Annotated in this window: 21 protein-coding genes and 1 pseudogene; 9 read left to right on the top strand and 13 right to left on the bottom strand. The window is 62.0% G+C overall.

Going from position 1 to position 18,993, the window contains the following annotated elements:
- Together ACQKJZ_RS11075 and ACQKJZ_RS11070 are read right to left on the bottom strand one after the other, a co-directional pair.
- Positions 1-504 (bottom strand): DUF736 domain-containing protein (locus tag ACQKJZ_RS11075; protein ID WP_427731144.1); only part of this gene is annotated, 504 nt, incomplete at its 3' end.
- 214 nt (positions 505-718) lie between these two features.
- Complete coding sequence (locus tag ACQKJZ_RS11070) at positions 719-1,588, bottom strand: LysR family transcriptional regulator (RefSeq protein WP_125962353.1); 870 nt, start codon at positions 1,586-1,588, stop codon at positions 719-721.
- Positions 1,589-1,697: 109 nt separating this feature from the next.
- Between ACQKJZ_RS11070 and ACQKJZ_RS11065 the strand changes: the two genes are divergently transcribed.
- The gene (locus ACQKJZ_RS11065) at positions 1,698-2,789 is read left to right on the top strand and encodes a YeiH family protein (RefSeq protein ID WP_125962354.1); all 1,092 of its coding nucleotides are present in this window, start codon (positions 1,698-1,700) and stop codon (positions 2,787-2,789) included.
- Between the two features lie 35 nt (positions 2,790-2,824).
- Here the strand turns inward: ACQKJZ_RS11065 and ACQKJZ_RS11060 are convergent, their stop codons facing one another.
- On the bottom strand, positions 2,825-3,136 hold the full coding sequence (locus ACQKJZ_RS11060; RefSeq protein WP_125962355.1) for a hypothetical protein: 312 nt from the start codon (positions 3,134-3,136) through the stop codon (positions 2,825-2,827).
- 149 nt (positions 3,137-3,285) lie between these two features.
- Positions 3,286-4,620, bottom strand: coding sequence for an MFS transporter (locus ACQKJZ_RS11055; protein ID WP_125962356.1), 1,335 nt, complete (start codon positions 4,618-4,620; stop codon positions 3,286-3,288).
- 105 nt (positions 4,621-4,725) lie between these two features.
- Here ACQKJZ_RS11055 and ACQKJZ_RS11050 point away from each other — a divergent pair, with 105 nt between their 5' ends.
- On the top strand, positions 4,726-4,995 hold the full coding sequence (locus ACQKJZ_RS11050; RefSeq protein WP_125962357.1) for a metal-sensing transcriptional repressor: 270 nt from the start codon (positions 4,726-4,728) through the stop codon (positions 4,993-4,995).
- 10 nt (positions 4,996-5,005) lie between these two features.
- Here ACQKJZ_RS11050 and ACQKJZ_RS11045 read toward each other — a convergent pair whose 3' ends face one another.
- The 5 genes and pseudogenes from ACQKJZ_RS11045 to ACQKJZ_RS11025 form a co-directional block, all read right to left on the bottom strand.
- Positions 5,006-5,233, bottom strand: coding sequence for a hypothetical protein (locus ACQKJZ_RS11045; RefSeq protein WP_241212044.1), 228 nt, complete (start codon positions 5,231-5,233; stop codon positions 5,006-5,008).
- Positions 5,234-5,411: 178 nt separating this feature from the next.
- Positions 5,412-7,061, bottom strand: coding sequence for an ATP-binding protein (locus ACQKJZ_RS11040; RefSeq protein ID WP_125962358.1), 1,650 nt, complete (start codon positions 7,059-7,061; stop codon positions 5,412-5,414).
- Positions 7,062-7,134: 73 nt separating this feature from the next.
- Positions 7,135-7,485, bottom strand: a complete 351-nt coding sequence (locus ACQKJZ_RS11035; RefSeq protein ID WP_125962359.1) for a DUF3768 domain-containing protein — start codon at positions 7,483-7,485, stop codon at positions 7,135-7,137.
- Positions 7,482-8,431, bottom strand: a pseudogene (locus ACQKJZ_RS11030) (hypothetical protein). Before ACQKJZ_RS11030 ends, ACQKJZ_RS11035 begins: the two are co-directional and overlap by 4 nt.
- 74 nt (positions 8,432-8,505) lie before the next feature.
- Positions 8,506-9,147 (bottom strand): hypothetical protein, encoded by a 642-nt coding sequence (locus ACQKJZ_RS11025; RefSeq protein WP_125962360.1) that lies wholly within the window; start codon positions 9,145-9,147, stop codon positions 8,506-8,508.
- A gap of 193 nt (positions 9,148-9,340) precedes the next feature.
- Between ACQKJZ_RS11025 and ACQKJZ_RS11020 the strand changes: the two genes are divergently transcribed.
- Both ACQKJZ_RS11020 and ACQKJZ_RS11015 read left to right on the top strand, forming a co-directional pair.
- Positions 9,341-9,769 carry a GNAT family N-acetyltransferase gene (locus ACQKJZ_RS11020; protein ID WP_125962361.1) on the top strand — a complete coding sequence of 143 codons (429 nt, stop codon included), beginning with the start codon at positions 9,341-9,343 and terminating at the stop codon, positions 9,767-9,769.
- Positions 9,770-9,817: 48 nt separating this feature from the next.
- Positions 9,818-10,306 carry a hypothetical protein gene (locus ACQKJZ_RS11015; protein WP_125962362.1) on the top strand — a complete coding sequence of 163 codons (489 nt, stop codon included), beginning with the start codon at positions 9,818-9,820 and terminating at the stop codon, positions 10,304-10,306.
- Here ACQKJZ_RS11015 and ACQKJZ_RS11010 read toward each other — a convergent pair.
- Positions 10,290-10,697, bottom strand: a complete 408-nt coding sequence (locus tag ACQKJZ_RS11010) for a thermonuclease family protein (RefSeq protein ID WP_125962363.1) — start codon at positions 10,695-10,697, stop codon at positions 10,290-10,292. The two genes, ACQKJZ_RS11015 and ACQKJZ_RS11010, sit on opposite strands and share 17 nt — an antisense overlap.
- A 207-nt stretch (positions 10,698-10,904) precedes the next feature.
- Here ACQKJZ_RS11010 and ACQKJZ_RS11005 point away from each other — a divergent pair, with 207 nt between their 5' ends.
- Positions 10,905-11,039, top strand: a complete 135-nt coding sequence (locus tag ACQKJZ_RS11005; protein ID WP_277599979.1) for a hypothetical protein — start codon at positions 10,905-10,907, stop codon at positions 11,037-11,039.
- Positions 11,040-11,059: 20 nt separating this feature from the next.
- Here ACQKJZ_RS11005 and ACQKJZ_RS11000 read toward each other — a convergent pair whose 3' ends face one another.
- The 3 genes from ACQKJZ_RS11000 to ACQKJZ_RS10990 form a co-directional block, all read right to left on the bottom strand.
- Positions 11,060-11,671: a DUF6927 domain-containing protein gene (locus ACQKJZ_RS11000; RefSeq protein WP_125962365.1), complete on the bottom strand. Its 612-nt coding sequence runs from the start codon at positions 11,669-11,671 to the stop codon at positions 11,060-11,062.
- Positions 11,671-12,624, bottom strand: a complete 954-nt coding sequence (locus tag ACQKJZ_RS10995; RefSeq protein WP_125962366.1) for an ArdC family protein — start codon at positions 12,622-12,624, stop codon at positions 11,671-11,673. Before ACQKJZ_RS10995 ends, ACQKJZ_RS11000 begins: the two co-directional genes overlap by 1 nt.
- 82 nt (positions 12,625-12,706) lie before the next feature.
- On the bottom strand, positions 12,707-14,797 hold the full coding sequence (locus tag ACQKJZ_RS10990) for a ParB/RepB/Spo0J family partition protein (protein WP_125962372.1): 2,091 nt from the start codon (positions 14,795-14,797) through the stop codon (positions 12,707-12,709).
- 232 nt (positions 14,798-15,029) lie between these two features.
- Between ACQKJZ_RS10990 and ACQKJZ_RS10985 the strand changes: the two genes are divergently transcribed.
- The 4 genes from ACQKJZ_RS10985 (at position 15,030) to ACQKJZ_RS10970 (ending at position 18,942) form a co-directional block, all read left to right on the top strand.
- On the top strand, positions 15,030-16,055 hold the full coding sequence (locus tag ACQKJZ_RS10985; RefSeq protein WP_427731143.1) for a DUF4238 domain-containing protein: 1,026 nt from the start codon (positions 15,030-15,032) through the stop codon (positions 16,053-16,055).
- Between the two features lie 167 nt (positions 16,056-16,222).
- Positions 16,223-17,506 carry an abortive infection family protein gene (locus ACQKJZ_RS10980; protein WP_125962368.1) on the top strand — a complete coding sequence of 428 codons (1,284 nt, stop codon included), beginning with the start codon at positions 16,223-16,225 and terminating at the stop codon, positions 17,504-17,506.
- 31 nt (positions 17,507-17,537) lie between these two features.
- On the top strand, positions 17,538-18,656 hold the full coding sequence (locus tag ACQKJZ_RS10975; RefSeq protein WP_125962369.1) for a hypothetical protein: 1,119 nt from the start codon (positions 17,538-17,540) through the stop codon (positions 18,654-18,656).
- 1 nt (position 18,657) lies between these two features.
- The gene (locus ACQKJZ_RS10970) at positions 18,658-18,942 is read left to right on the top strand and encodes a hypothetical protein (RefSeq protein WP_427731142.1); all 285 of its coding nucleotides are present in this window, start codon (positions 18,658-18,660) and stop codon (positions 18,940-18,942) included.
- The last annotated feature ends 51 nt before the right edge of the window (positions 18,943-18,993 follow it).

The following is an 18,993-nucleotide window of genomic DNA, read 5'->3' as shown; positions in this document are numbered from 1 at the left end:
CCCGCGCGCCGCGCCGGTGCCCACGCCGCCAAAGTCCCCGGCGGTGGAGTCGCCCAGGCCGTCGGTCGCCCCACCGCCGCCCGCCGGCGGCGCTTCGCCGGCACCCACATCCTCCATGCCCGGCAGCGGCGGCAGCGCATCGTCATTGTCCTTGGGCGTCATGGCAGCGGTCACGTCGCGCCGGCGCTGCGGCCGCTGCCAGACGATGTTGTACGAGCCGTCGTCCTGGCGGAAGGCCGAGATGTAGAGCGGCTGCGCGAGGCTCGGATCGTCGATCTTGCCGTTGAGGAAGGCCTCGCCGGTCTCGCGCGCGGTGAGCTCGAACAATGCGCCGACCTGCACCCAGGCGCGCGAAGCGGTGTTAAGCGCGTGGATCTCGTAGCGCGGCGCACGCGGATTGGTGCTGCGCACTTCGCGCAGCGCGATCGTGACCGAGACGGTGAGGGTCGACACGCGGCCGATGAAGATGCCGGCTTCGTTCTGTTTGATGGAACCGATGTTCATGAGACTTCTCCTGGACTTGTTGCTCTCGAACCCCTTGTCCGAGACACTTCATCCTCATCCCCTCCTCTCCCCGGCGTTTTCGCCGGGCGGGCGCGCACGCGCCCAATCATCGCCGCGCCTTCCGCGGCGATGGGCTACCCGGTCGTGGAATGTTCGCCCCGGGGGGATCCCGGGCAAGCCGCTTGGAAATAGCGGTGCCCGTGACCGATCGCAGCTATGAGCCGATCAGGTCCAGCAGTGCATCGGCAGCCTTGATCCGGTAGCGTTCCTTGTGCCGCAGCCCGAAGAAGGGGCGAGGCTCGAACGCGATAGAACCGACATGCAAGGAGCCCGCTTTGATTGCCGGCGCAACCACCATTGCCGAGAGGACGGCGATGCCGGCCCCTGCCTCAACGGCAGTTCGGACGCTTTCGTTCGACGGCAGAGTCAGCGCCACGTCGAGCGCATCGGGATCAACACCGAGCGCAAGCAGATAACCATCGAGCGTTGAGCGCGTACCTGAGCCTTTCTCCCGTTGCACCCAGCGGGCGTGACGCAGCCAGACCGCGTCGATGCGCGTGCCACCGAAGGGCTCAGCTCCAACGAGCAGCAATCGATCTTCGCCGATCGGCCAGTGCGCCAGCGCAGGATCATCGACCTCCCCCTCTACGATGCCAAGATCAGCTTCACCGTCATGGACACGAGCAGCCGCCTGCTCGGTGTTGCCGATCGCCAGCTCGATGCCCAGCGCGGGATGGCGTTCGCGGAACTTCGCCAGGATCGGCGGTAACCAATAGGCAGCGATGGTCTGGCTCGCGACGACGCGCAGCGTCCCCCGCTTCATGGAGCCCAATTCGTCCAGCACGATCCCGGCGGCATCGGCGCGCGCGAGTACACCGCGTGCTTCCACCAGAAACAGCCGGCCCGCCTCGGTCAGCGCGATGCCGCGCCCGATCCGGTGAAACAGCTTCACGGCGTGTCGCTCTTCAAGGGCGGCTATGGCGGCTGAGGCTGCCGATTGCGTAACGTTGAGCGCCCGCGCGGCCGCGGTCATGTGTTCACGTTCGGCCACGCCGACGAATATGCGAAGCTGCTCGAGCGTCATGCCCCGCCACTAACCCAATCAATCAGCATTTACGATTGGAATCACAAATAAGCGGCGTTGGAACGATTGATCCTCGCAGATTAGATCGACGGGCGGAAGGAAGCCCGCCATGCCAAGTCTCGCCCGACATCAAACCGGACCGTCTGTAAACCGCGTCAGGAAGCTGGCCGAACTTGCGCCCGGCATCGGACTTTGTGTGGCGGTCTCCGGGGCGGCTTTTGCCTTGGAGACGGGCGAGCGGATGTTGGCGGGCAAAGTGTGGCTCGAGGCGTTGGTACTTGCCATCCTGATCGGCACGACCGTGCGCAGCCTGTGGACGCCATGCGACAGATGGCAAGACGGCATCGCCTTCAGTACCAAATACCTTCTGGAGGTGGCGGTGGTCTTGCTCGGGGCTTCTGTCAGCGCCGCAACCATCGCGGCAGCGGGACTGCCGCTCCTGGTGGGCATCGCAGTTGTGGTGGCAACCGCGATCCTGCTGAGTTTCGGGATCGGACGGCTGCTCGGCCTGCCGACGCGCATGGCACTGCTGATCGCCTGCGGCAACGCGATCTGCGGCAATTCGGCGATCGTCGCTATCGCTCCTGTCATCGGGGCGGACAGCGACGATGTTGTCGCATCCATCGCGTTTACGGCCGTGTTGGGCGTGGTGGTCGTCCTTGGCCTGCCGCTGTTGGGCCTCGGACTTGGCATAAGCGGGGCCGCCTTCGGCACGCTCGCCGGGCTCACCGTTTATGCAGTGCCGCAGGTGATCGCAGCCGCCGCGCCGTTGGGCTCTGCCGCTGCAAACATGGGCATGCTGGTCAAGTTGGTTCGTGTCCTCATGCTCGGTCCCGTGTGCCTGGTCCTGTCGCTCGTTGCCCCACGTCTCGCGCCGCAAATGCCGCCACCCAGCGAGTTGGCCGGCGGAACGCTTACGGCCAGGCGCCTTGAGGCGGCGCACCTCGTCCCCTGGTTCATCATCGGCTTTCTGATGCTGGTTGCCTGCCGCTCTTTGGGGCTGGTGCCAAACATGGCGATTCCATGGATCAGCCGCATCACGACATTGCTGACCGTGATCTCCATGGCAGCGCTCGGCCTCGGTGTAGACGTTCGCAGCGTCACCAAAGCAGGAGCGCGCGTCACGATTGCCGTCGTCCTGTCGCTGCTCGTACTGGGCACGATCAGCCTGACCCTATTGACCGCCTTAAAAATTGCCTGATCGGCAAGAAGCCATCACGCACGAGTTGACCATGTTCAGTTTGCGGCGCTCGCACTGTCCGGAATGCCGGTCACGTCAACCCAGACTTCTCTGCCCGTGTCAGCCCATAAGCGCATGCCTTCTTCCGGCTCGTCCTTGACGATCGTGGCAGGGCCAACACCGCGGAAACGCACGAAACCCTCCTCTGGAAGGCCAGTCGTGCGTCGACCAACTTCCCGAGCATCGGAAGACAGGAAAACTTCGTGAACGGCGACCACTTCGCCATCGTCGTTCGTCACAGCAAAAATCGTCGAGTTGTTCTCGGCGTGATATTTTACGCAATCGGGATATGGGCTGTTTTCGGACATAGGCCTGCTCTGATCATCCTTCTTTGCGGTTAGTCTGCCAGTTACGTTGGACGCTGGCGATCAGAAACCACAGACAACTTCTTAGCGCCAGTCTTGCATGAAGCGGATCCCCCCAGGGGGCTGTGCAAGTCGTAGGCGATACCGGCATGCTATTGCGGCCACCTGGGGTGAAGATCGTCGACGACGAAGATGTGTCTGTCTGACGTCCGATGATCTTCGCGCATATGCGGATGCTCGGCTGAAAGATCGGGATGATTGTGCGCCAGAACGTCGGGATCTTCGGCAGGCCACAGGAACTTGGCCCCTATTACCCCAGCATGCGCCAGAACTGATAACACGACGAAAGCCAGTGTCTGGTCGCCGCCAGCTCCGAGTTGCCCGGCGAGCGGATAGCAGATGAGCCAGCATCCATGGCTAAGGGCAAATTGTGCGGCAAACAATGCCGGTCGATCTTCCGCCTTGGCCGAGCGTTTGAGGAGTCGGCCTGAGGGGGTGACGCTCATCGAATAGGCAATGCCCATCGCGAACCATCCGGCGAGCAGGGCATACCAATAGCTGGGGCTTCCGCCGATCCAGTACGTCACGAGGGCCATGATCGCCAGAAGCCAGGCAAGCATGGCACCTGACAGGAGCATGATCGTGCGGTCCGAAATCCGATCGAGGATTCGCGGCAGGGTGAAGGCCGCCAAAATCGAGCCCGCGCCGAACGCAGCGAGCGTCAGGGCGACGTCCTGTTGTCCCAGGCCAAGCTTGTCCCGCACGATAACGACGGTGTTGACGATGACCATCGAACTTGCAGCGGCTGAAGCAAGCGTCAGGGCAAGCAGGCCGCGCAGCCGGGGGGTACGCAGGTAGAACCTGACCCCCCGTGTGGTCTTGGAATAGACCCCCTGCCCAGTGGTCTGCTGCGTTGGTGCGCGCGGAAGAACCGTCGTCACGACGAGAAGCGCCGAGGCGAGGAAGCCGATCATCGTCCCGGAGAAGAGCCAGTGGAAGTTGATGAGGGTCAGCAGCCCCGCCGCGAGGATCGGGCTGATCAGGCTTTCCATGTCATAGGCCAGTCGCGATAGCGACAAAGCCTTGGTATAGTCGCGCTCGTCGGGCAGGACGTCGGGAATAGTCGCCTGGAATGTCGGCGTGAAAGCCGCCGAGGCGGACTGGAGCACGAAGATCAGGATGTAGATCTGCCAGACCTCGGTCACAAATGGTAGACTGAGTGCAACGCCGGCCCGCAACAGGTCCATCGCAACGAGAAAGGCGCGTCGGGGAAGCCGATTGGCGTAGGCGCCCACAACAGGCGCGACCCCGATATAAGCGACCATCTTGATGGCAAGCGCTGTTCCCAGAACCGCCCCGGCCTCGCCTCCGGCGATATCATAGGCAAGCAGCCCGAGCGCGACCGTTGCAAGGCCGGTGCCCAGAAGGGCAATGACCTGCGCCATCAGGAGATGGCGATAGGTACGGTTCGCGAGGACCGAAAACATGGAAGCTCCTTGAAAGAATCATCCCCCCGGGGGGATAGTATTGCGGCTTGAGCTATCCTCCCAGGGAGGATATGTAAAGCGGACTGGTAACTGTCTGCAGGGTTCATGTCCGAACATCGTCACGAAACACACCCCGCGATCGTCAAGCGTCTCAATCGCGCCGGCGGTCATTTGCGAAGCATCGTTGAGATGATCGAGAACGGCCGTCCCTGTCCGGAGATCGCCCAGCAGTTACACGCGGTGGAGAAAGCGATCGCCAGCGCCAAGAAGACGCTAATCAACGATCATATCTGCCATTGTCTCGCGCACAGCGACGAACCCGACGGCATTGCGAACGCCGTCGAGGAATTCCGGAACATATCGAAATATCTGTGAGGCCGAGCCGTCAGGATTTGCTCGATTGCCGACGTTTTGGGCCGACATGATCGGCTGACACCTCGAGATCGACGGCGAGTTGCTTGAGCATCTTGCTCGCGCCGAGCCGCTCCAGCCCGTCCAGGTGCGGATTGCGGGAAAGCATGGCGAGACGAGACCGAACGATTTGCGCCGCCACCCGCAAAGTATAGGGGTCCACCATGTTATCGGATTTCGGTTCGAGCGCACGGCGGCTCATTCGCTGCTCCTTCGGACCCGACTTTGCATATGGCGAGCGGCATCTTCTGAGGTGCTGATCGCATCGCCAGCGCGGCAGTCCACGATGCTTGCCGCTCTCTGGCATCATGGCACAATGTACGCCCTTCGCGGTCCCGCGCAACTGTGATCGCGCTGTCTACCGGGTCTGGCTCCCTGCATTAAGATTGCGGGTCCGGCGCCAGGCAAATCTCAATGGCAGCACGTCCGATCGAGACTTCAAATGTCCGCCCCTCCGGCACAAACCATTGGACGCGGTTCAGCAGGATAGCGCGCAGCCTCTCGATCAGCGCAGCGTCTTCCCCGAGCAGAATGCTGGTCGCCATCTCCCGTGCATCGAGCAGGAAACGATCATGCTGGGTATCCCAGCTGTCGGCGTCGCGATCATCGCTCGAGGAAAAGCAGGTTCGCTCGAGGAGTTCGGTGAGGTCGTCGGGGGTGATCGCCTGTGCATCGGTGAAGAGGATGATGGCCTCGTCGTAGTTCCAGCAGCTACCGTCATCATATTCAATGAGGATCGGCGCCGGTATGACGATGGTTTCCGTCTGCTCCCCGCCGAACGTCAGGATGAGGTCGAGCCGATCGACGACCCCGGTATCGAGCCCCGTTTTTCCGGGCTCGGCATAGGTCAGGCTGGTGTCACCTTGCTCGATCTCGAAAGCGATACCTGTGATGCGGGAGAGACCGTCATACCACTGATATCCGGCCATGCTATCGTCGGGATCTGCAAGACGACTGTTGAACCGTCCATCGCGGCTCAGCGCGAAATGCGCGGATTGTTCGAACGACGCATCGAAATCCTCGATGATGATGAGGTCTCCGGCGTCGACTTCACTGCGCGTTATCCCGGTATGCTGGTCGGCGGTTGCTGGCCCCCATTCGGACAACCGGGCCTCGGCCTCGGGCAGGGTTACACCCAGCCTCGCGGCCTCGGACCACGCCTCATAACCAAGTCGATGACTGGGAAGGGTCGCGATATGGCGGTAGATCGCTCGCCGCGTGGCCTCGCGCAGCCGCACCAGCGCATCATTCTCGACCATTTCCTTGCGCGCGGGCAGAACAAGCTGCAGCTCAGGCGCATCGAGGATATCGACAAGTACGCTCCAGTGTCGCTGCTTCTCGGTGATGACCGGCAGTCCGCCCGGCACGGTGACCCCATGGAAGTTGATCGTGGCCGTGTAGATGTTCGCGCGATAGTCGTCGAACACGCCGATCCGGACGCCGTCCTCCTCGAAGATCGCCTTTGCGCCGTGCAACCAGTCACGTCGCTCGAGCTTCTGGCCGTTAAGCGCGACAGGGATCGGGCAATGACAGGCGGCGCCGCGCGCCGCGCCGACAAGAGCGCTCGCCCAGAGGGGATCGAGAGGAACGATGATCTCGGTGCCGATTGCCCTGTCACAGGCCTCGACGGGGATCGGACGGCCGTCCTCCCAGGCCTCGGCAGGAATACTGATCGCCCATCCGATGGGCGCCCCGCGCGCACGCGACCGGATGATGATGTCGCGCCCGGCGAGACTGAAGACGCCCATGCCAGCGGGATCCTCCCGCTTTGCCGTCGCGCTGTCCCAACCCGAGCGCCCGAGCGCCAGAACGACCGAGGGGTCATCAATACCGACACCGTCATCGACGATCGAAAGATGCGGTTCGTCATCGATCGACAGAACGTTGAGTTCGATCAGGCTGGCACCGGCGCGCCGGCTATTCTGGATAAGCTCACAGAGTACGTCGCCGATGGTATTGTTGAAGAGACGCGTTACCTTCGTGACGGCGGCCGGATCGACCTGGCTGTGAATGACGGCGGGAAGGGGCATGGAGACGCTCCTGACATCGAGCGGGATTGCTCCCCACTCCGATCCCCCTCCCCTTTATGTTTGGCCGCAGCCGTCAATCGTCCTTGGGAAGCATGAAGGTGAGGACGCGGGTCGTGAGCGCTGGATCGGCGGGATCTTCCGAGCCCCATTCGAGTGTCCGATCGTAATAGTCGATGACGAACCGGACAGTGTGACCTCGAATAATGAACTCGCCGCTATTGCGCTCCCCGATGGCATCGGAGCCGAAGTCATGGCGAGCGGCAGCGCCGAGGATCTCGGCCTGGGCGAGGGCTTCACTGACAAAACCGCCATTGCCAGCGAGAACGGCAAGACAGGTTGCGGTCATGACGACACGCGCCTCAGGATCGCGGCCAAGCCGAACCCTGTCGTTAAGCTCTGCAATGCGGAACAAGCGATCGGTCATTTGCCACTTTCCAATTCAGCAGTGAAACCGGCGATCCATTGCTCCATCGTCGGGCGCTCGCTTACTGGCACCAGGCTCGCGGCATCCTGGAAACGGATCAGATCGGTCGGGGCGTCACGGCGGATCGCCAGGATTTCAGCCTCCGGCAGGAGCATTTCCGTCAGGATGAAGTCAGTGATCCGGCCGGGCCTGGTCTTGGTCGAGCTGCGCCAGAGCCCTTCGACCGTGCGGAGACGAGGTTCCGCACGTGCCTCGATGAGGACTATCAGGCGCAGGCACCATGCTGGGAGCGCACGGACCTCGTCGGGACGGATCGCGCCGCAGAAGAAGCAGCTCGACTTCGGTGGCACCGCAAGTCCCTCAGCCCTTATGCGCGAAACGCAGCGATCTCGGGTCCAGCCCCATTCGCGCAGCGGGTAGCGACACTGGAAAAGCGGATCGTGAATCCCCGAGGCATGGATGAAGCGACGGGTGTCCGCGGGGAGGAGTCATAGCCGATGAAGCGCGTGACTTTCCCTCCCTTTGCCCATGCGGCTTGAGCCGGTCCCCATTGCTTGAGAAAGGCGTCCTGCGGCGCCACCTTCCATTTGAGAGAGCAGCTGTGTCGGCCGAGCGAAATGCTTGGCAAGGTTGCGTTGGTCAGCACATTTTCGAGGAGGGAGAAGTAGGGCGGCCAGTGCTTGAACCGCTTTGGAACATAGCGCACGGTCTCATAGGCGATTCCGCGATCCGCCATCCAGGCTGCCATCATCGCCTGATACTCGTAGGTCTCCGGCTTTTCGCTTCCGGTGTCGGCGGTCAGCACCAGGTCTGGTGGCTCGCCGCGCGCGACGAGTTCGATCAGCAGTGCCGTGCTATCGACCCCGATCCCATAAGCCAGGACCTTCGGGCCCGTCCGGGAAAGATCGATACGATCCACCGGGCGCTGCCTTGAACGCAACGTCATAATCAGCCTCCATGACGAACGACCGCGAGCTCGGCGCGGCTGCGGGCGCGCGCCGGACATCGATCGATGGTGGTTCAGGCGGCCAGTCGGTCGTGGTTCGCCGCAGCGCCCAGCGACAGTTCCCGCCTGAGGCGCGCGGCAAACCTGTCCGGGTCGAGAAGATCGATGACGGCCGAAACCCTGTCACGATCACCCCAATGATCGTCCCGACCGCGCACCCGGCGGTAGGTCACCTCCTGCCCCGGGAACACCACATCGAGCGATAGGCGGACCCAAAGCTCCTCCCCATGGAGGATGATTTCGCCCGATTGAGCTGCGTTTCCCTGCCGTGCGGTGAGCGAATATCGATCCTCCTCCAGGCCAAGGGCATCGGCCAGCCTGCGCAAGGCCGCTCTTCCCTCCCGGTGGAAGGCGCGCTTCGCCATCTCGTCATGAGCTACGCCCCGATACGCCAGCACCGGCAAAGCCGGCAGTGACTGCAGGCGGTCGATAGCCTGCGCACATTCGCTTTCGAGCTGCGCTCGATCGGTGATCTGCGCGCAGAGCGTTTCGAAGTGCCGGGCCAGCAGGATGACAGCCGGGTCGGTCTCGATGTTACAGCCCGCGTTGCGGGCATCCTTGATCGCGGCCTGGACGGCATGGAGGGTTGTCGCGATCGTCGCGAGGCTGCTGGGATCGAGAGCCTGCTGATAGCGATAGGCGACGTCGTAGTTCATCGGGTTTCTCCAGCTGAGAGCTTCCTTCGAGCTCCTCCAGCTTCATCCCCCCTTCCCTTTCCTGCCGCATTGAAGGGCTGGGCCGGTTGCCCCCGCAGGAAAGGCGATCTTGAAACGCCGATTCCGAGTGCCATAATCCCGGCAGTTCGCGCGGACTGTCCGCTCGCTGAACCCGTCGTCGGAGATCGCACTGATGGAATTTGTTGAAGTGAGCAGCAGGGCCGAGTTGCAGTCGCTGGAGGCCGAACTGGTTCGGGAGCGCGCTTCGCCGGGGAGCAAGGTGGAAATTTGCGACCTCGGCGCCTCCGGGTTGGAAGCGCGCTACGTCGTGGCGAGAGACGGCGATGTCATTGCCGGCGCGGCGACCATCGTCGAAGCGAGCTCGGAACTTCACAAGCTTTACGTCCGCCCCGATTATCGAAAGGCTGGCTTAGGCGCGAAGCTGGCTGATCAGGCGCTGCTGTTCGCGAGAGACAATGGCTTTGCGGAGCTGAACATCGAGATGTCCGGGGACAGCGAAGCCTTCTGGGATCGCTGGGTCGGTGACAGGCCCTTTGAGTATCATGGCGAAAGGAAGTTTTCGGTGACCCTCGATTGCGGGGCATCGCCAAGTCCCGCTTGACCGGTCCGCTTTGTTCACGTTACGTTCGATTTGAACGGAGCGATTCCCATGAAGGCCACGATTTTTCACGAGCATTTCGATCTTGATGTGACCCTGCGCGATGCATCCCTCGATCGGCACATCCGTCCGACACAGCGCATGATCGCTGGAGCGTCACTGGGGATGGAGGTCGAGGACGCCTATTATTCCGTTCGCGAACTGCGTGAAGCGGTCCAATGGGTCCATGAGGGGGAGATTGCGGGCAAGGCGCGTCTCGCTGCGATCCTCAGCAACGACGGAACCGACGATTATCAGCGCTGCATCTACTATTGCCTGGCGGGGCGCGGTATCGTGAACATGCTGGACGATCTGATGTGGCTGGAAGATCTTCTGGAACGTCGCGGGCGTGTCGCCGGCAAACTTGTCCGCGCCAAAGTGCGCGCCATGCCGCTGCTCGATCCTTATGTCTCGAAAGAGCCTGACGGCCCGGTCGGTCGGATCGATGCGGGATTTCGGCAGGGCCCGTCCTGGTATCTGGACCCTAGCCTCGCGGACTAGGCGGTCGTTCGCAAGACAGGCGCTCGCCCCGACGCCAGCGCGCAGGTTCGATCCATCGGCCTTGATGCATCCCGACAGAGGTCGCCCTGGCCGCTGCGAACGACGTTTCGTAGCGGGCGGCGCGTTCGGGGTCATTTTTGAGGTACTGCGGTTGCGGAATGGCCAACCCTGCAGCGATCAAGCGATCTCCCAGATCCTCGCCCGCGATCGCAGCAGTCGCTACCTGACGGCCATAGGTGCGACGCTTCACAAGAGTGATCTGCACATCGCTGCCCCGTAACGCGCGGGCCAGGAAGTCCTGGGCAGCCTTTCCGCACGGCCAGCATCCAGCCTTGAGGCCGCATAGCTGGCGCTTTTCTGGCGCATCGATGCCCAGGAGGCGGAAATCCATTGAGAGAGTATCGCCGTCGATCGCGCGGGCAGAGCCCGCAAAGCCGGTCTGTGCGGGTTCCTTCTCTGACGACGCTGTACCGCAGGATACCAGGAACAGCGGAAGGCATAATCTCACGACGCTCAGACGCACAGCAGGACCTCTACTTCATCCTGGCTCGAGGCCTCGGCGACCGCTCGATAGGGCTGGATGGGATCGCCCGTCCTAATGATGCAAGCGCTCTGGCGCGAGGTGAATATCCTGTCCGCCACGCGCTCGGCGTGCGCGCGACTGCACAAGATCGCGCGTTTGGGCGAGAGCGATCCGCTCGTGTTGGAGACTGGCATGATCGACCTTTCGTAGGAATGGAGCCGACGACACGGTCAGGCAAAGAGGGTCTTATGGATGCGGGTCATCGGAACGAGGCTCCAGTCCCGTTCCATCAACCGGGTGATGCGGTAGCCTCGTTGAGAAACGGGGTCCCGCAACACTATGCGACGGCCACGCCTCTCGACAACGAACTCGGTCCCGATATGACCATCGGTGAACGTAACGGTCTGCGCCATACGAATGGTGTCGCCATCGTTGAGCCGGCGAGATCTGCGCTCGAGATTCGCACGGCAGCGCCGACGCCAGTCAAGGGCATGCTGGTTATCCGTTTCGGTCAGTAGGTCGAGAATTCTCGCGGGGCAATCTGCCTCATAAGGCCCCATGTGTTCGGTAAGATCCTTGTATCCGAAAATCAGCCCTTCGCGATCTTGAGGATTCCAACGCACCAGGCAGACGATCGCAAAGATCTCGCCGCCCACACCGCCGTTCATCACCTGCGCAGCGGCATAATAGACCCTGTTTCGCGGACAGGCAGAGGCAAGGACGCGCAGGCCGCTAGTGCCGCCGGCCTCAACCTGCCGCTCATAGGTGAATTGCGCGTCGAGATAGGCGCTCGCCGAAGCGTGACCGCCGAGCGATCCCCGGGACATGTAAAGCCAGCCCATTATGCGGCCTCCAGCATTTGGGATGACGGACGCTGTTCGGCCTCAACCGCGTCTGATGGCTGAGTGTCGCCAAATGCGCGCAGATAGGTCATCGCCTGCTCGGCCTTGGCGGCGGCATGGATGATGGCGCTCTTGTCGCCCCGCAGGATCGACAGCCAATGGCCGACATAGCTCGCATGGCTCTGATGCAGTTCGTTTGGGAGCCCAAGCTCGGAACAGCCAAGCCCGGCCCCGATCTCCGCAACCAGCTCCTCGAACGCATAGGCCTGGTCGCCGAACCGTTTTCCGAAGGTGCGGGCAAGCCTGCTGGCATGGCCCGTCCAATGGACACTTTCGTGCAGCCGGGTACTGGCATACAGGTCCATGCTGTCGAAAGATGCCGCTTTGGGCATCTGAATATAGTCGTGCATGGGGCTGAAATAGGCCTCGCTCCCGCCATGACGCACCGTCGCCGGGATCCGGGCGAAGAAACGGTCGATAGTCTCCTGGCGCTCAGACGGCTTCGCTTGGGCTTCGACCTCCGGCTCGGCGTAGAAATAGGCCGGCAGTCCGTCCACCTGATCTGCATTGAAAACCAGATAGTGCCGCAGAAAGCGGATGCTCTTCTCCACCGATAGTCCGGTCACGGTACTGACCGCGGTTTTCTTGAACTGGGAGAAATAGACCGAGACCGCACTCCGCTCGCCCTTGCGAACATGGGCGCCGAGCTGTTCGGCCTGTCGATAGGTCATCCAGTAGCGCGAGGAATAGCCGCGGCTGTCGGCCAGGGCCCAAAGGTAGAGAGCGTTGATCCCCGTGTAGTTGGTGCCGCAATGGCGCAACGGTCGTTGCCCTTGGCCAGGCGCGCTGCGCCAGGGTCGCTTCCAGGGCGGGACGCCCTGCTCGAGCTTTTCAAGGATGAGGTTCGTAATTTCCGCGGCAACGTCGCGCCGCACGGCTGATGGTTTGGGCATTGCAATGTCCCTCCAAAGACGGCGAAGGCCACCGGCGCGATTGCGCGCCGGTGGCCTTCATGAGGTTCGGCAGAAAGCCGGCTCAGGCGGCGGCGACCATTTCCTCCGGCTCTTCGACCAAGAGTTCGCCGTGCTGGCCTGCTGCATGGTCCTGCAAATCGGCATCGGCGGGTCCGTCGACCTCCTCGCCCCGCAGCGGCTCGACCGGCGCGGTGTCGAGGAAACGCATCGCATCGGGCACCCATTTGAGCGCAGCCTCCTTGACCTCGGCTTCCACCATGGCCTCGCCAGCAAACAGCTTCTCGCAGCTCGACGAGATGTCCGGCTTCTTGGCTGCCGCATAGCGGCCAGAGACGGCGGGACCGCCGACATCGTGGAGGAGACTGAGCAACGCTGCCTTGGGAACCCGATCGAAGAAATTCACCGAAGTGGGGCGCCACCACGCCGCAACATCGATGTCCATTATCGTCGCGAGGCGGTTCTGCAGCGCATTTTGCGCAACCGCACCATAGCCATCCTTCGCCTCGAGCGATGCCGCGACGATGTAGGCGAGCCACCCGGCCTTGGAATCATCGTCGAGATCGCGGAATGCCTCGAACCGAGCGACCGGATCTGCCGGTTCGGTCCAGCCCGCATCCAGCGCTTCATGCGCCTGCGCGAGATAGGTGCGGGCGCTGGTTACAGGCTGCTCGCCAACGACCGGATCTTGTGGCGAGGATGCGCGGATCGTCGAGCCATGCTTGGCAAGACACTGTTTCCGGCCATCGATCATGACGAAGATGGCGTAATCGAGCGCCAGCGCCGGGTGCTGAATGAGGTTCGCAGCGAGAACATCGCGGCGCTGCATCGCAAGCTCCTCAAAGAGCCTCATGCTGAGCGCCTTCCCCCCCGGCGCGACCGTATCGGGCCGCGGGGCAGCGGCCTCGCCGCCACCGGAGCCGCCGATGCCGGACGTGTCGTTTCCGTCCGGTTCTTCCCTGGGCGCCGCGTCATCGAGCACGCCGCCGTTCGCATCGAGACGTAGCGGCCGTTCGCTATAATAAGCGGTATCCAGAAGCATCTCACCGCGCGCTGTCAGCGTGAGAAATGCCCCTACCAGCGGTCGCAGGGCATCCGGGAGGACGCTGGGTCGATCATGGAGCGCGCGGCGCTCTTCGTCGAGACCGTCATACTCGGCGTCGAGAAGACTGAACGCGTCCTCGGTCGTTTCCTCATCGTCCATTGCCGCCTGGATCGCCTCGAGACGCGCGTCGATCTCGTCGACACGCGCGCGCTCCTCATCCGAGAATGGCAGTTGCGGAAGCATGACCCGGTAGAGACCGGCGGCGGCGTTGTAGGTGTGAGCCGTCGCGATCGGTCGGATCCAGGCAAGGCCGGTCTCCTCGCCGATCCGCTTGGCTTCGGCTTCCATCTGCTCACCGCCGAGGCGTTGGGCGATTTCGGGATTCACCCAGCGGTCGCCCCCTTCGCTGAAGAGATCGCGATCGACGGCTCCGCCAGCGGCCACATAGGCTGCCTCGCCGACCAGCTGCGCGATCGGATCGTTCGCCTTCATGGTCTCGTTGGCGATCGCCCGGCGGATGGCATCGGCGTTGATGTAGCTGTGCTGGCTATAACTGTTGTAGATGAGAAGCTGCTTTTCCCGGTTTTCCGTCGACGCATAGGCCTTTGCGAGATCGAGCGTCAGTTCACCCGCTGCCAGGGCATCGAAGATCGGATCAGCGAGATTGGCGAGCCGCAGCCGCTGCTCGATGAAGCGTCGCGTCTGGCCGAACCGCTTGGCAACCGCATCCACATCGCCGTCGACCCCCAGGAAGTGCTGGAAGGCACGGCATTCTTCAGCCGGCGTGAGCTTGAGCTGGTGGAAATTTGCCGCCAGCGACGTTTCCGAGAGCGCCGCGTCGCTGTCCTTGAGAACCAGGACCGGCACGTCGAATACTTCAGGGTCGATCGTCCCGCGCTCGGCAAGTAGCAGGAGGCCGCGCAGTCGGCGTCCGCCGTCGAATACCTCGAACGTTCCGCGCGGGCGGGCGGGCGTGACCAGCAGGTTCTGAAGCACGCCGCGCGCCTCGATATCGGCGGCCATAGGCTCGATCGCGAGCTCCTTTTCCGGAGCTGTGCGCACATTGATGGGCGAGAGGCGAAGCTTCGCCAGTTTCACGGTCTGAATCACGAGAGGAACTCCTTCTGACATCCGGACCAACCCGGACATCATCCTCGATCCCCCTTCCCTCTTGCCCTGGTCCGCTTGCAATCAGCCACAGGGGCGGCATGCAGTTCCCAGGGCCGCCGCACGGCGGTGTCGCGAAGCGCCGGTCCCAAAAGGTCTTTCGCAGCCGATAGGCCGAACAGATGGAAACAGGCCCGTGAGTTACGGGCCAAGCGTGCCGCCGCGAGGCAACCTGATGGTCTCTTTAGCCTGTGTCTGGAAAACCGACACCTCAGTCCTATTTGGAGTTGAAGAGCATGAGGGGATATTTGTGTTTGAGAATGTGGCGAAAAACCAACATTATGTCTGGAAACACTATCTGCTTGCGTGGGCCGTCGGCGATCGGGTGACGTGTCGCCGGCAGCGTGATCGCTCGACCATCACCACCAATCCCAAGAATATCGCCAGCTCGCGCTATTTCTATGAACTGGCGGAATTCTCAGACCTCGAACTGCAATATCTTGATAACGTCGCCAAGCGCTCCCGAACCGAACTTGGTCGTAAGGTCAACGGCAACTTCGTGGACATGTTCACCGTGACTACAAAGTTAAGGCGCTTGGTCGCCTCACTGCCGCCACGCGACGATGAGACACGCGCACAAACGGAAGAGCTGCTGCGGAACGCCGAACGCGGCCTCGGCGAATCTTGGCATGTCCTTATCGAACACAAGGGTACGCCCTATCTCGATCGCCTTCGCACCGGCGATGCATCCTTCTGGACGGACGCAGACGAGGCAATCGACTTCTGCTTTTTCCTGGGAGCCCAGTTCACCCGGACAGCGCGTATGAGCAAGGCCGTAAGAACCGTCGAGCTACCGCTGGGACTGGATCTTGCGCGCCTGTGGCCGCTCGAAAGCCACATGTGGGGCACCGAAATCGGAGCCGGCTTCATGCAGAACCGCGCAACCACGCAGGCGACGATCCTGACGAACGAGACAAGTGTTCCCTTTATCACCGGCGATCAGCCAATCATCAATCTGCGGCCTCAGGCAGACCCGAAGTCGGTGTTTTATTATCCCATCACGCCCAAGATCGCGCTCCGGTTGACGATAGCGGAACCTGGCTGCAGCGTGTCGACCGAAACGGTCTCTCAATTTGAAGCCGAACGTCTCAACCACCAGATGTTCGAATGGTCCGACGATCAAATCTATGGGGTCGATGGAGACTATCTCGAAGCAATGACAAACCTTCCCAAGACGGAAAGGTTTTACGCTGATTGTTAGGCCAATGCGAAGATATGGCTCGGCTCGCAAGCCAATCTTGTTAATGACCGCCTGAAGATTTTGCAGACCGATACTAAAAACATTTGAATAACATCTACTTGCCGATTTCGTTACGCCAGCAACCGCGCTAGAAGCTTTTTGGACAACTTCGAAGCGTGAGGGTGCTGGTGAGCGACCGTGATGACGAAGCGTATTTGGCGGCCGTCGAAGCCATGCTGTCCGCAGAGGGCATGGCTGAGGCGGCCGAACTGCTGCGTGAGGCCGAAACTGAGGTCGTCGAAACCGGCTATGATAACTGGAACGGCGGCACCCGCCTCTACACCGTCTATCTGGCGATCGATCCTGCCGAATATGGGCGGCTTGGCGCCAAGCGCGATACGTTGCAGGAGCAGATCTCTGCTCGGGTAAGGGCTGTTTTCGAGCAGGACGACAACACGGGCTTCAGCGCCGCAATCCGGCCCAGGATACGGGCGCGTCCGGACTGGCGCTCGGCCCCGGCAACGCTTTCCCGCCGCACCCGGCGCAACATTATCGACGGCATCAAGGTGGACAGGATCGCCTGGATGGGGGCCATTAGCGACGTGGAGTTCCTCGAGCGCCTCTGGGATCTCAAGGCCATGCCTTCGACAGACGACCGATTCGAGAACGCGGCCGGCGATATCTGGCAGCATCGTTACAACAACGACGATTGGGATGACGACTGGATCTTCGGGGACGAGCGCTTCAACCTCATTGACGGCTCCGCCGATCGGTTTCTCGCCTTTCTGGCCGAGATGGTCCATCCAGTCGTGCGCCCCGATCGCAATCAGGCGCTGGAAATCGTGCGCAACTTCAATGACCAGTTGCGACCAGAAGGCTGGACGCTCGAGGAGATCGAAAAGATCGCCGGGCGGCCTCGGTTCGTGGCCAAGGCGGTTTCAGATATGGGCGGGCGTGCGGTCATGCGGGCCAAGACCGTCGCCGACGCGCTCGATGCTGCATGGATGCAGAAGGAAATCGAGCGGGTCGAAAACGCGATCGATCGCGACCCGGCGCTTGCGATCGGCACAGCCAAGGAACTGGTAGAGAGTTGCTGCAAGTCGGTGCTGACGAAACGCGGCGTGGAATATTCGAGCGGGGCCGACCTCCCTGCCCTGACCAAGCTCGTGGCGAAGGAGCTTGGCCTCGTTCCGGAAGACATTACCGATGCGAAGAAGGGTGCTGACACGATCAAGCTGATCCTGCGTAACCTGGCCGCACTGACGCAGTATCTGGCCGAGCTTCGCGGCCTTTATGGTTCAGGCCACGGGCGTGACGGCCGACATCGAGGTCTCCAGCCTCGACATGCACGCCTCGCCGTTGGGGCAGCCGTCTCTTTCATCGATTTCGTGACCGAGACGTTCCGTGAACGCCAGTTGCGCGACGATGCAACGAGTGTGGCTCCCAAACCAGCGACGATGGCCAAATCCTGATCGACCCCCAGTCAACTCGCGGAGGCCATCGTTGCCCACATTTGACCATCAATTCACCGCCGCCAACGGCACTGTTACGACCAACTCGGTCAGCCTGACGGTCCAGGAGATCGAGGACGCCGGCGTTCTGGAAATCCTGCAATCGCCAGGCGCAACGCTGGGCCATTGGCAATTTCTCGGAGCGCTGCTGGATCCATCGGTCGGTTCCTTCAGCTTCCTTCAGCCACTCGGTCATGCCCGTGAGGTGAAGACAGCGATATCGGGGCTTTTTGGACGGTTCGTGGCGCGCGCATATGCCACCCGGCATCTCGGCCTCACCCATTTTGCGCATGTCAGGAAGCCGCCAATGGCGCTTGGAGGCGTCATGCAAGGACAACTTCGACGCGTTCCCAACCGGCGCGGCGACATGCCTGATTGGGTCGCCTGGGGCGCAAGCACGGGCATGGCAATTGTCGAGGCAAAAGGCTGTCACGACGGAAAAGGGCCGCAAGCGGCCTTAGACCGGGCCTATACCCAGGCGAACCGCGCGGAGATCAGAATTGGGCGGCGCCGTGCCCCATTCAAACGCTACGCGATTGCAACGCGCTGGGGATTTTCCAGTCCCACGGTGTCGGCGCCTATGCTGTGGGTGCGCGATCCGGACGAAGAAGCGGAAATCAGCGACGCTGAACGCGAGAGCCTGGAGGTAGCCATGGCGCGCTGGCACATCGCATCGCTGCTGACTTCGCTCGGACATGCAGAGCTTGCGAAACCTCTTGTCGAGCTGACGAGGCATCGCTTCAAAAACAAGGTCGCGCACGCGCAAGCCCAGGCCCGCGCCGTTCTGAGCGAACTCACCCCGATGATGGTCGACGGCGACGCTGCGCCGGAGCAACCGGTTATCGGCGGCTATGTAGGTCGCGCGGGCCTTTTGAGTAGCGGCCCGATCGACGAGAGCGAGATTGCGGTCCTGCGCAAACTTTCGCTCCGCCCAACGTTCGTGGGCGTAGAGCTCGACGCGATCAAACGGGCGATTGAAGGTATTACCCCTCGAGGAGCGACGGACGGGAAGACCGAGACGCTTCGAGATGGTGAAGATGGTGCCGGAAGCTGGGTGATCAGGCTCGATGCGGATGAGCGTCGTGTCGCGCCGCTCGCCCGGAGGACGTGACATGGCTCTGCCGCATTTCGATCTCCCCGAGCGAGATATCCCGCTGCAGCTGATCTGGCCGGTAGCCGGAAATCCGGTGGCGATGTTGAGCTTCGAGACCCCGCAGCAGTGGCGTGCGTTCGTCGCGGAGATGGCGCTCGATCCAGCCATACCGGATCCCACACGTCTCAAATTCGAGCGCGCGCTCAAGCTCTTCTTGTTGGGTTGGCTGGACGCCGACCTCATGAAGGGAGCCGAGCTGATTGAGGTGGTCCCGCCTTCTTGGACAGGTTTGCGGCTAAGTTAAGCTAATCCCGGTTGTCATTCACGCCGCCTGTTTGATCATCAGATCATGGGG

Origin of the sequence: Sphingomonas sp. NPDC019816 (genome assembly GCF_050274375.1) — a bacterium.
Classification (GTDB): domain Bacteria; phylum Pseudomonadota; class Alphaproteobacteria; order Sphingomonadales; family Sphingomonadaceae; genus Sphingomonas.
This window is presented reverse-complemented; position numbering and strand designations above follow the sequence as displayed.

Excerpts from the sequence above, each read along its gene's own strand:
- ACQKJZ_RS10970 (WP_427731142.1), top strand. The coding sequence starts at position 18,658 with ATGGCTCTGCCGCATTTCGATCTCCCCGAGCGAGATATCCCGCTGCAG.
- ACQKJZ_RS11045 (WP_241212044.1), bottom strand. The coding sequence starts at position 5,233 with ATGAGCCGCCGTGCGCTCGAACCGAAATCCGATAACATGGTGGACCCC.
- ACQKJZ_RS11035 (WP_125962359.1), bottom strand. The coding sequence starts at position 7,485 with ATGACCGATCGCTTGTTCCGCATTGCAGAGCTTAACGACAGGGTTCGG.
- ACQKJZ_RS11040 (WP_125962358.1), bottom strand. The coding sequence starts at position 7,061 with ATGCCCCTTCCCGCCGTCATTCACAGCCAGGTCGATCCGGCCGCCGTC.
- ACQKJZ_RS11000 (WP_125962365.1), bottom strand. The coding sequence starts at position 11,671 with ATGGGCTGGCTTTACATGTCCCGGGGATCGCTCGGCGGTCACGCTTCG.
- ACQKJZ_RS10985 (WP_427731143.1), top strand. The coding sequence starts at position 15,030 with ATGGTCTCTTTAGCCTGTGTCTGGAAAACCGACACCTCAGTCCTATTT.
- ACQKJZ_RS10995 (WP_125962366.1), bottom strand. The coding sequence starts at position 12,624 with ATGCCCAAACCATCAGCCGTGCGGCGCGACGTTGCCGCGGAAATTACG.
- ACQKJZ_RS11020 (WP_125962361.1), top strand. The coding sequence starts at position 9,341 with ATGGAATTTGTTGAAGTGAGCAGCAGGGCCGAGTTGCAGTCGCTGGAG.
- ACQKJZ_RS11070 (WP_125962353.1), bottom strand. The coding sequence starts at position 1,588 with ATGACGCTCGAGCAGCTTCGCATATTCGTCGGCGTGGCCGAACGTGAA.
- ACQKJZ_RS11050 (WP_125962357.1), top strand. The coding sequence starts at position 4,726 with ATGTCCGAACATCGTCACGAAACACACCCCGCGATCGTCAAGCGTCTC.
- ACQKJZ_RS11065 (WP_125962354.1), top strand. The coding sequence starts at position 1,698 with ATGCCAAGTCTCGCCCGACATCAAACCGGACCGTCTGTAAACCGCGTC.
- ACQKJZ_RS11010 (WP_125962363.1), bottom strand. The coding sequence starts at position 10,697 with ATGGATTTCCGCCTCCTGGGCATCGATGCGCCAGAAAAGCGCCAGCTA.
- ACQKJZ_RS11015 (WP_125962362.1), top strand. The coding sequence starts at position 9,818 with ATGAAGGCCACGATTTTTCACGAGCATTTCGATCTTGATGTGACCCTG.
- ACQKJZ_RS11055 (WP_125962356.1), bottom strand. The coding sequence starts at position 4,620 with ATGTTTTCGGTCCTCGCGAACCGTACCTATCGCCATCTCCTGATGGCG.
- ACQKJZ_RS11025 (WP_125962360.1), bottom strand. The coding sequence starts at position 9,147 with ATGAACTACGACGTCGCCTATCGCTATCAGCAGGCTCTCGATCCCAGC.
- ACQKJZ_RS11005 (WP_277599979.1), top strand. The coding sequence starts at position 10,905 with ATGATGCAAGCGCTCTGGCGCGAGGTGAATATCCTGTCCGCCACGCGC.
- ACQKJZ_RS11060 (WP_125962355.1), bottom strand. The coding sequence starts at position 3,136 with ATGTCCGAAAACAGCCCATATCCCGATTGCGTAAAATATCACGCCGAG.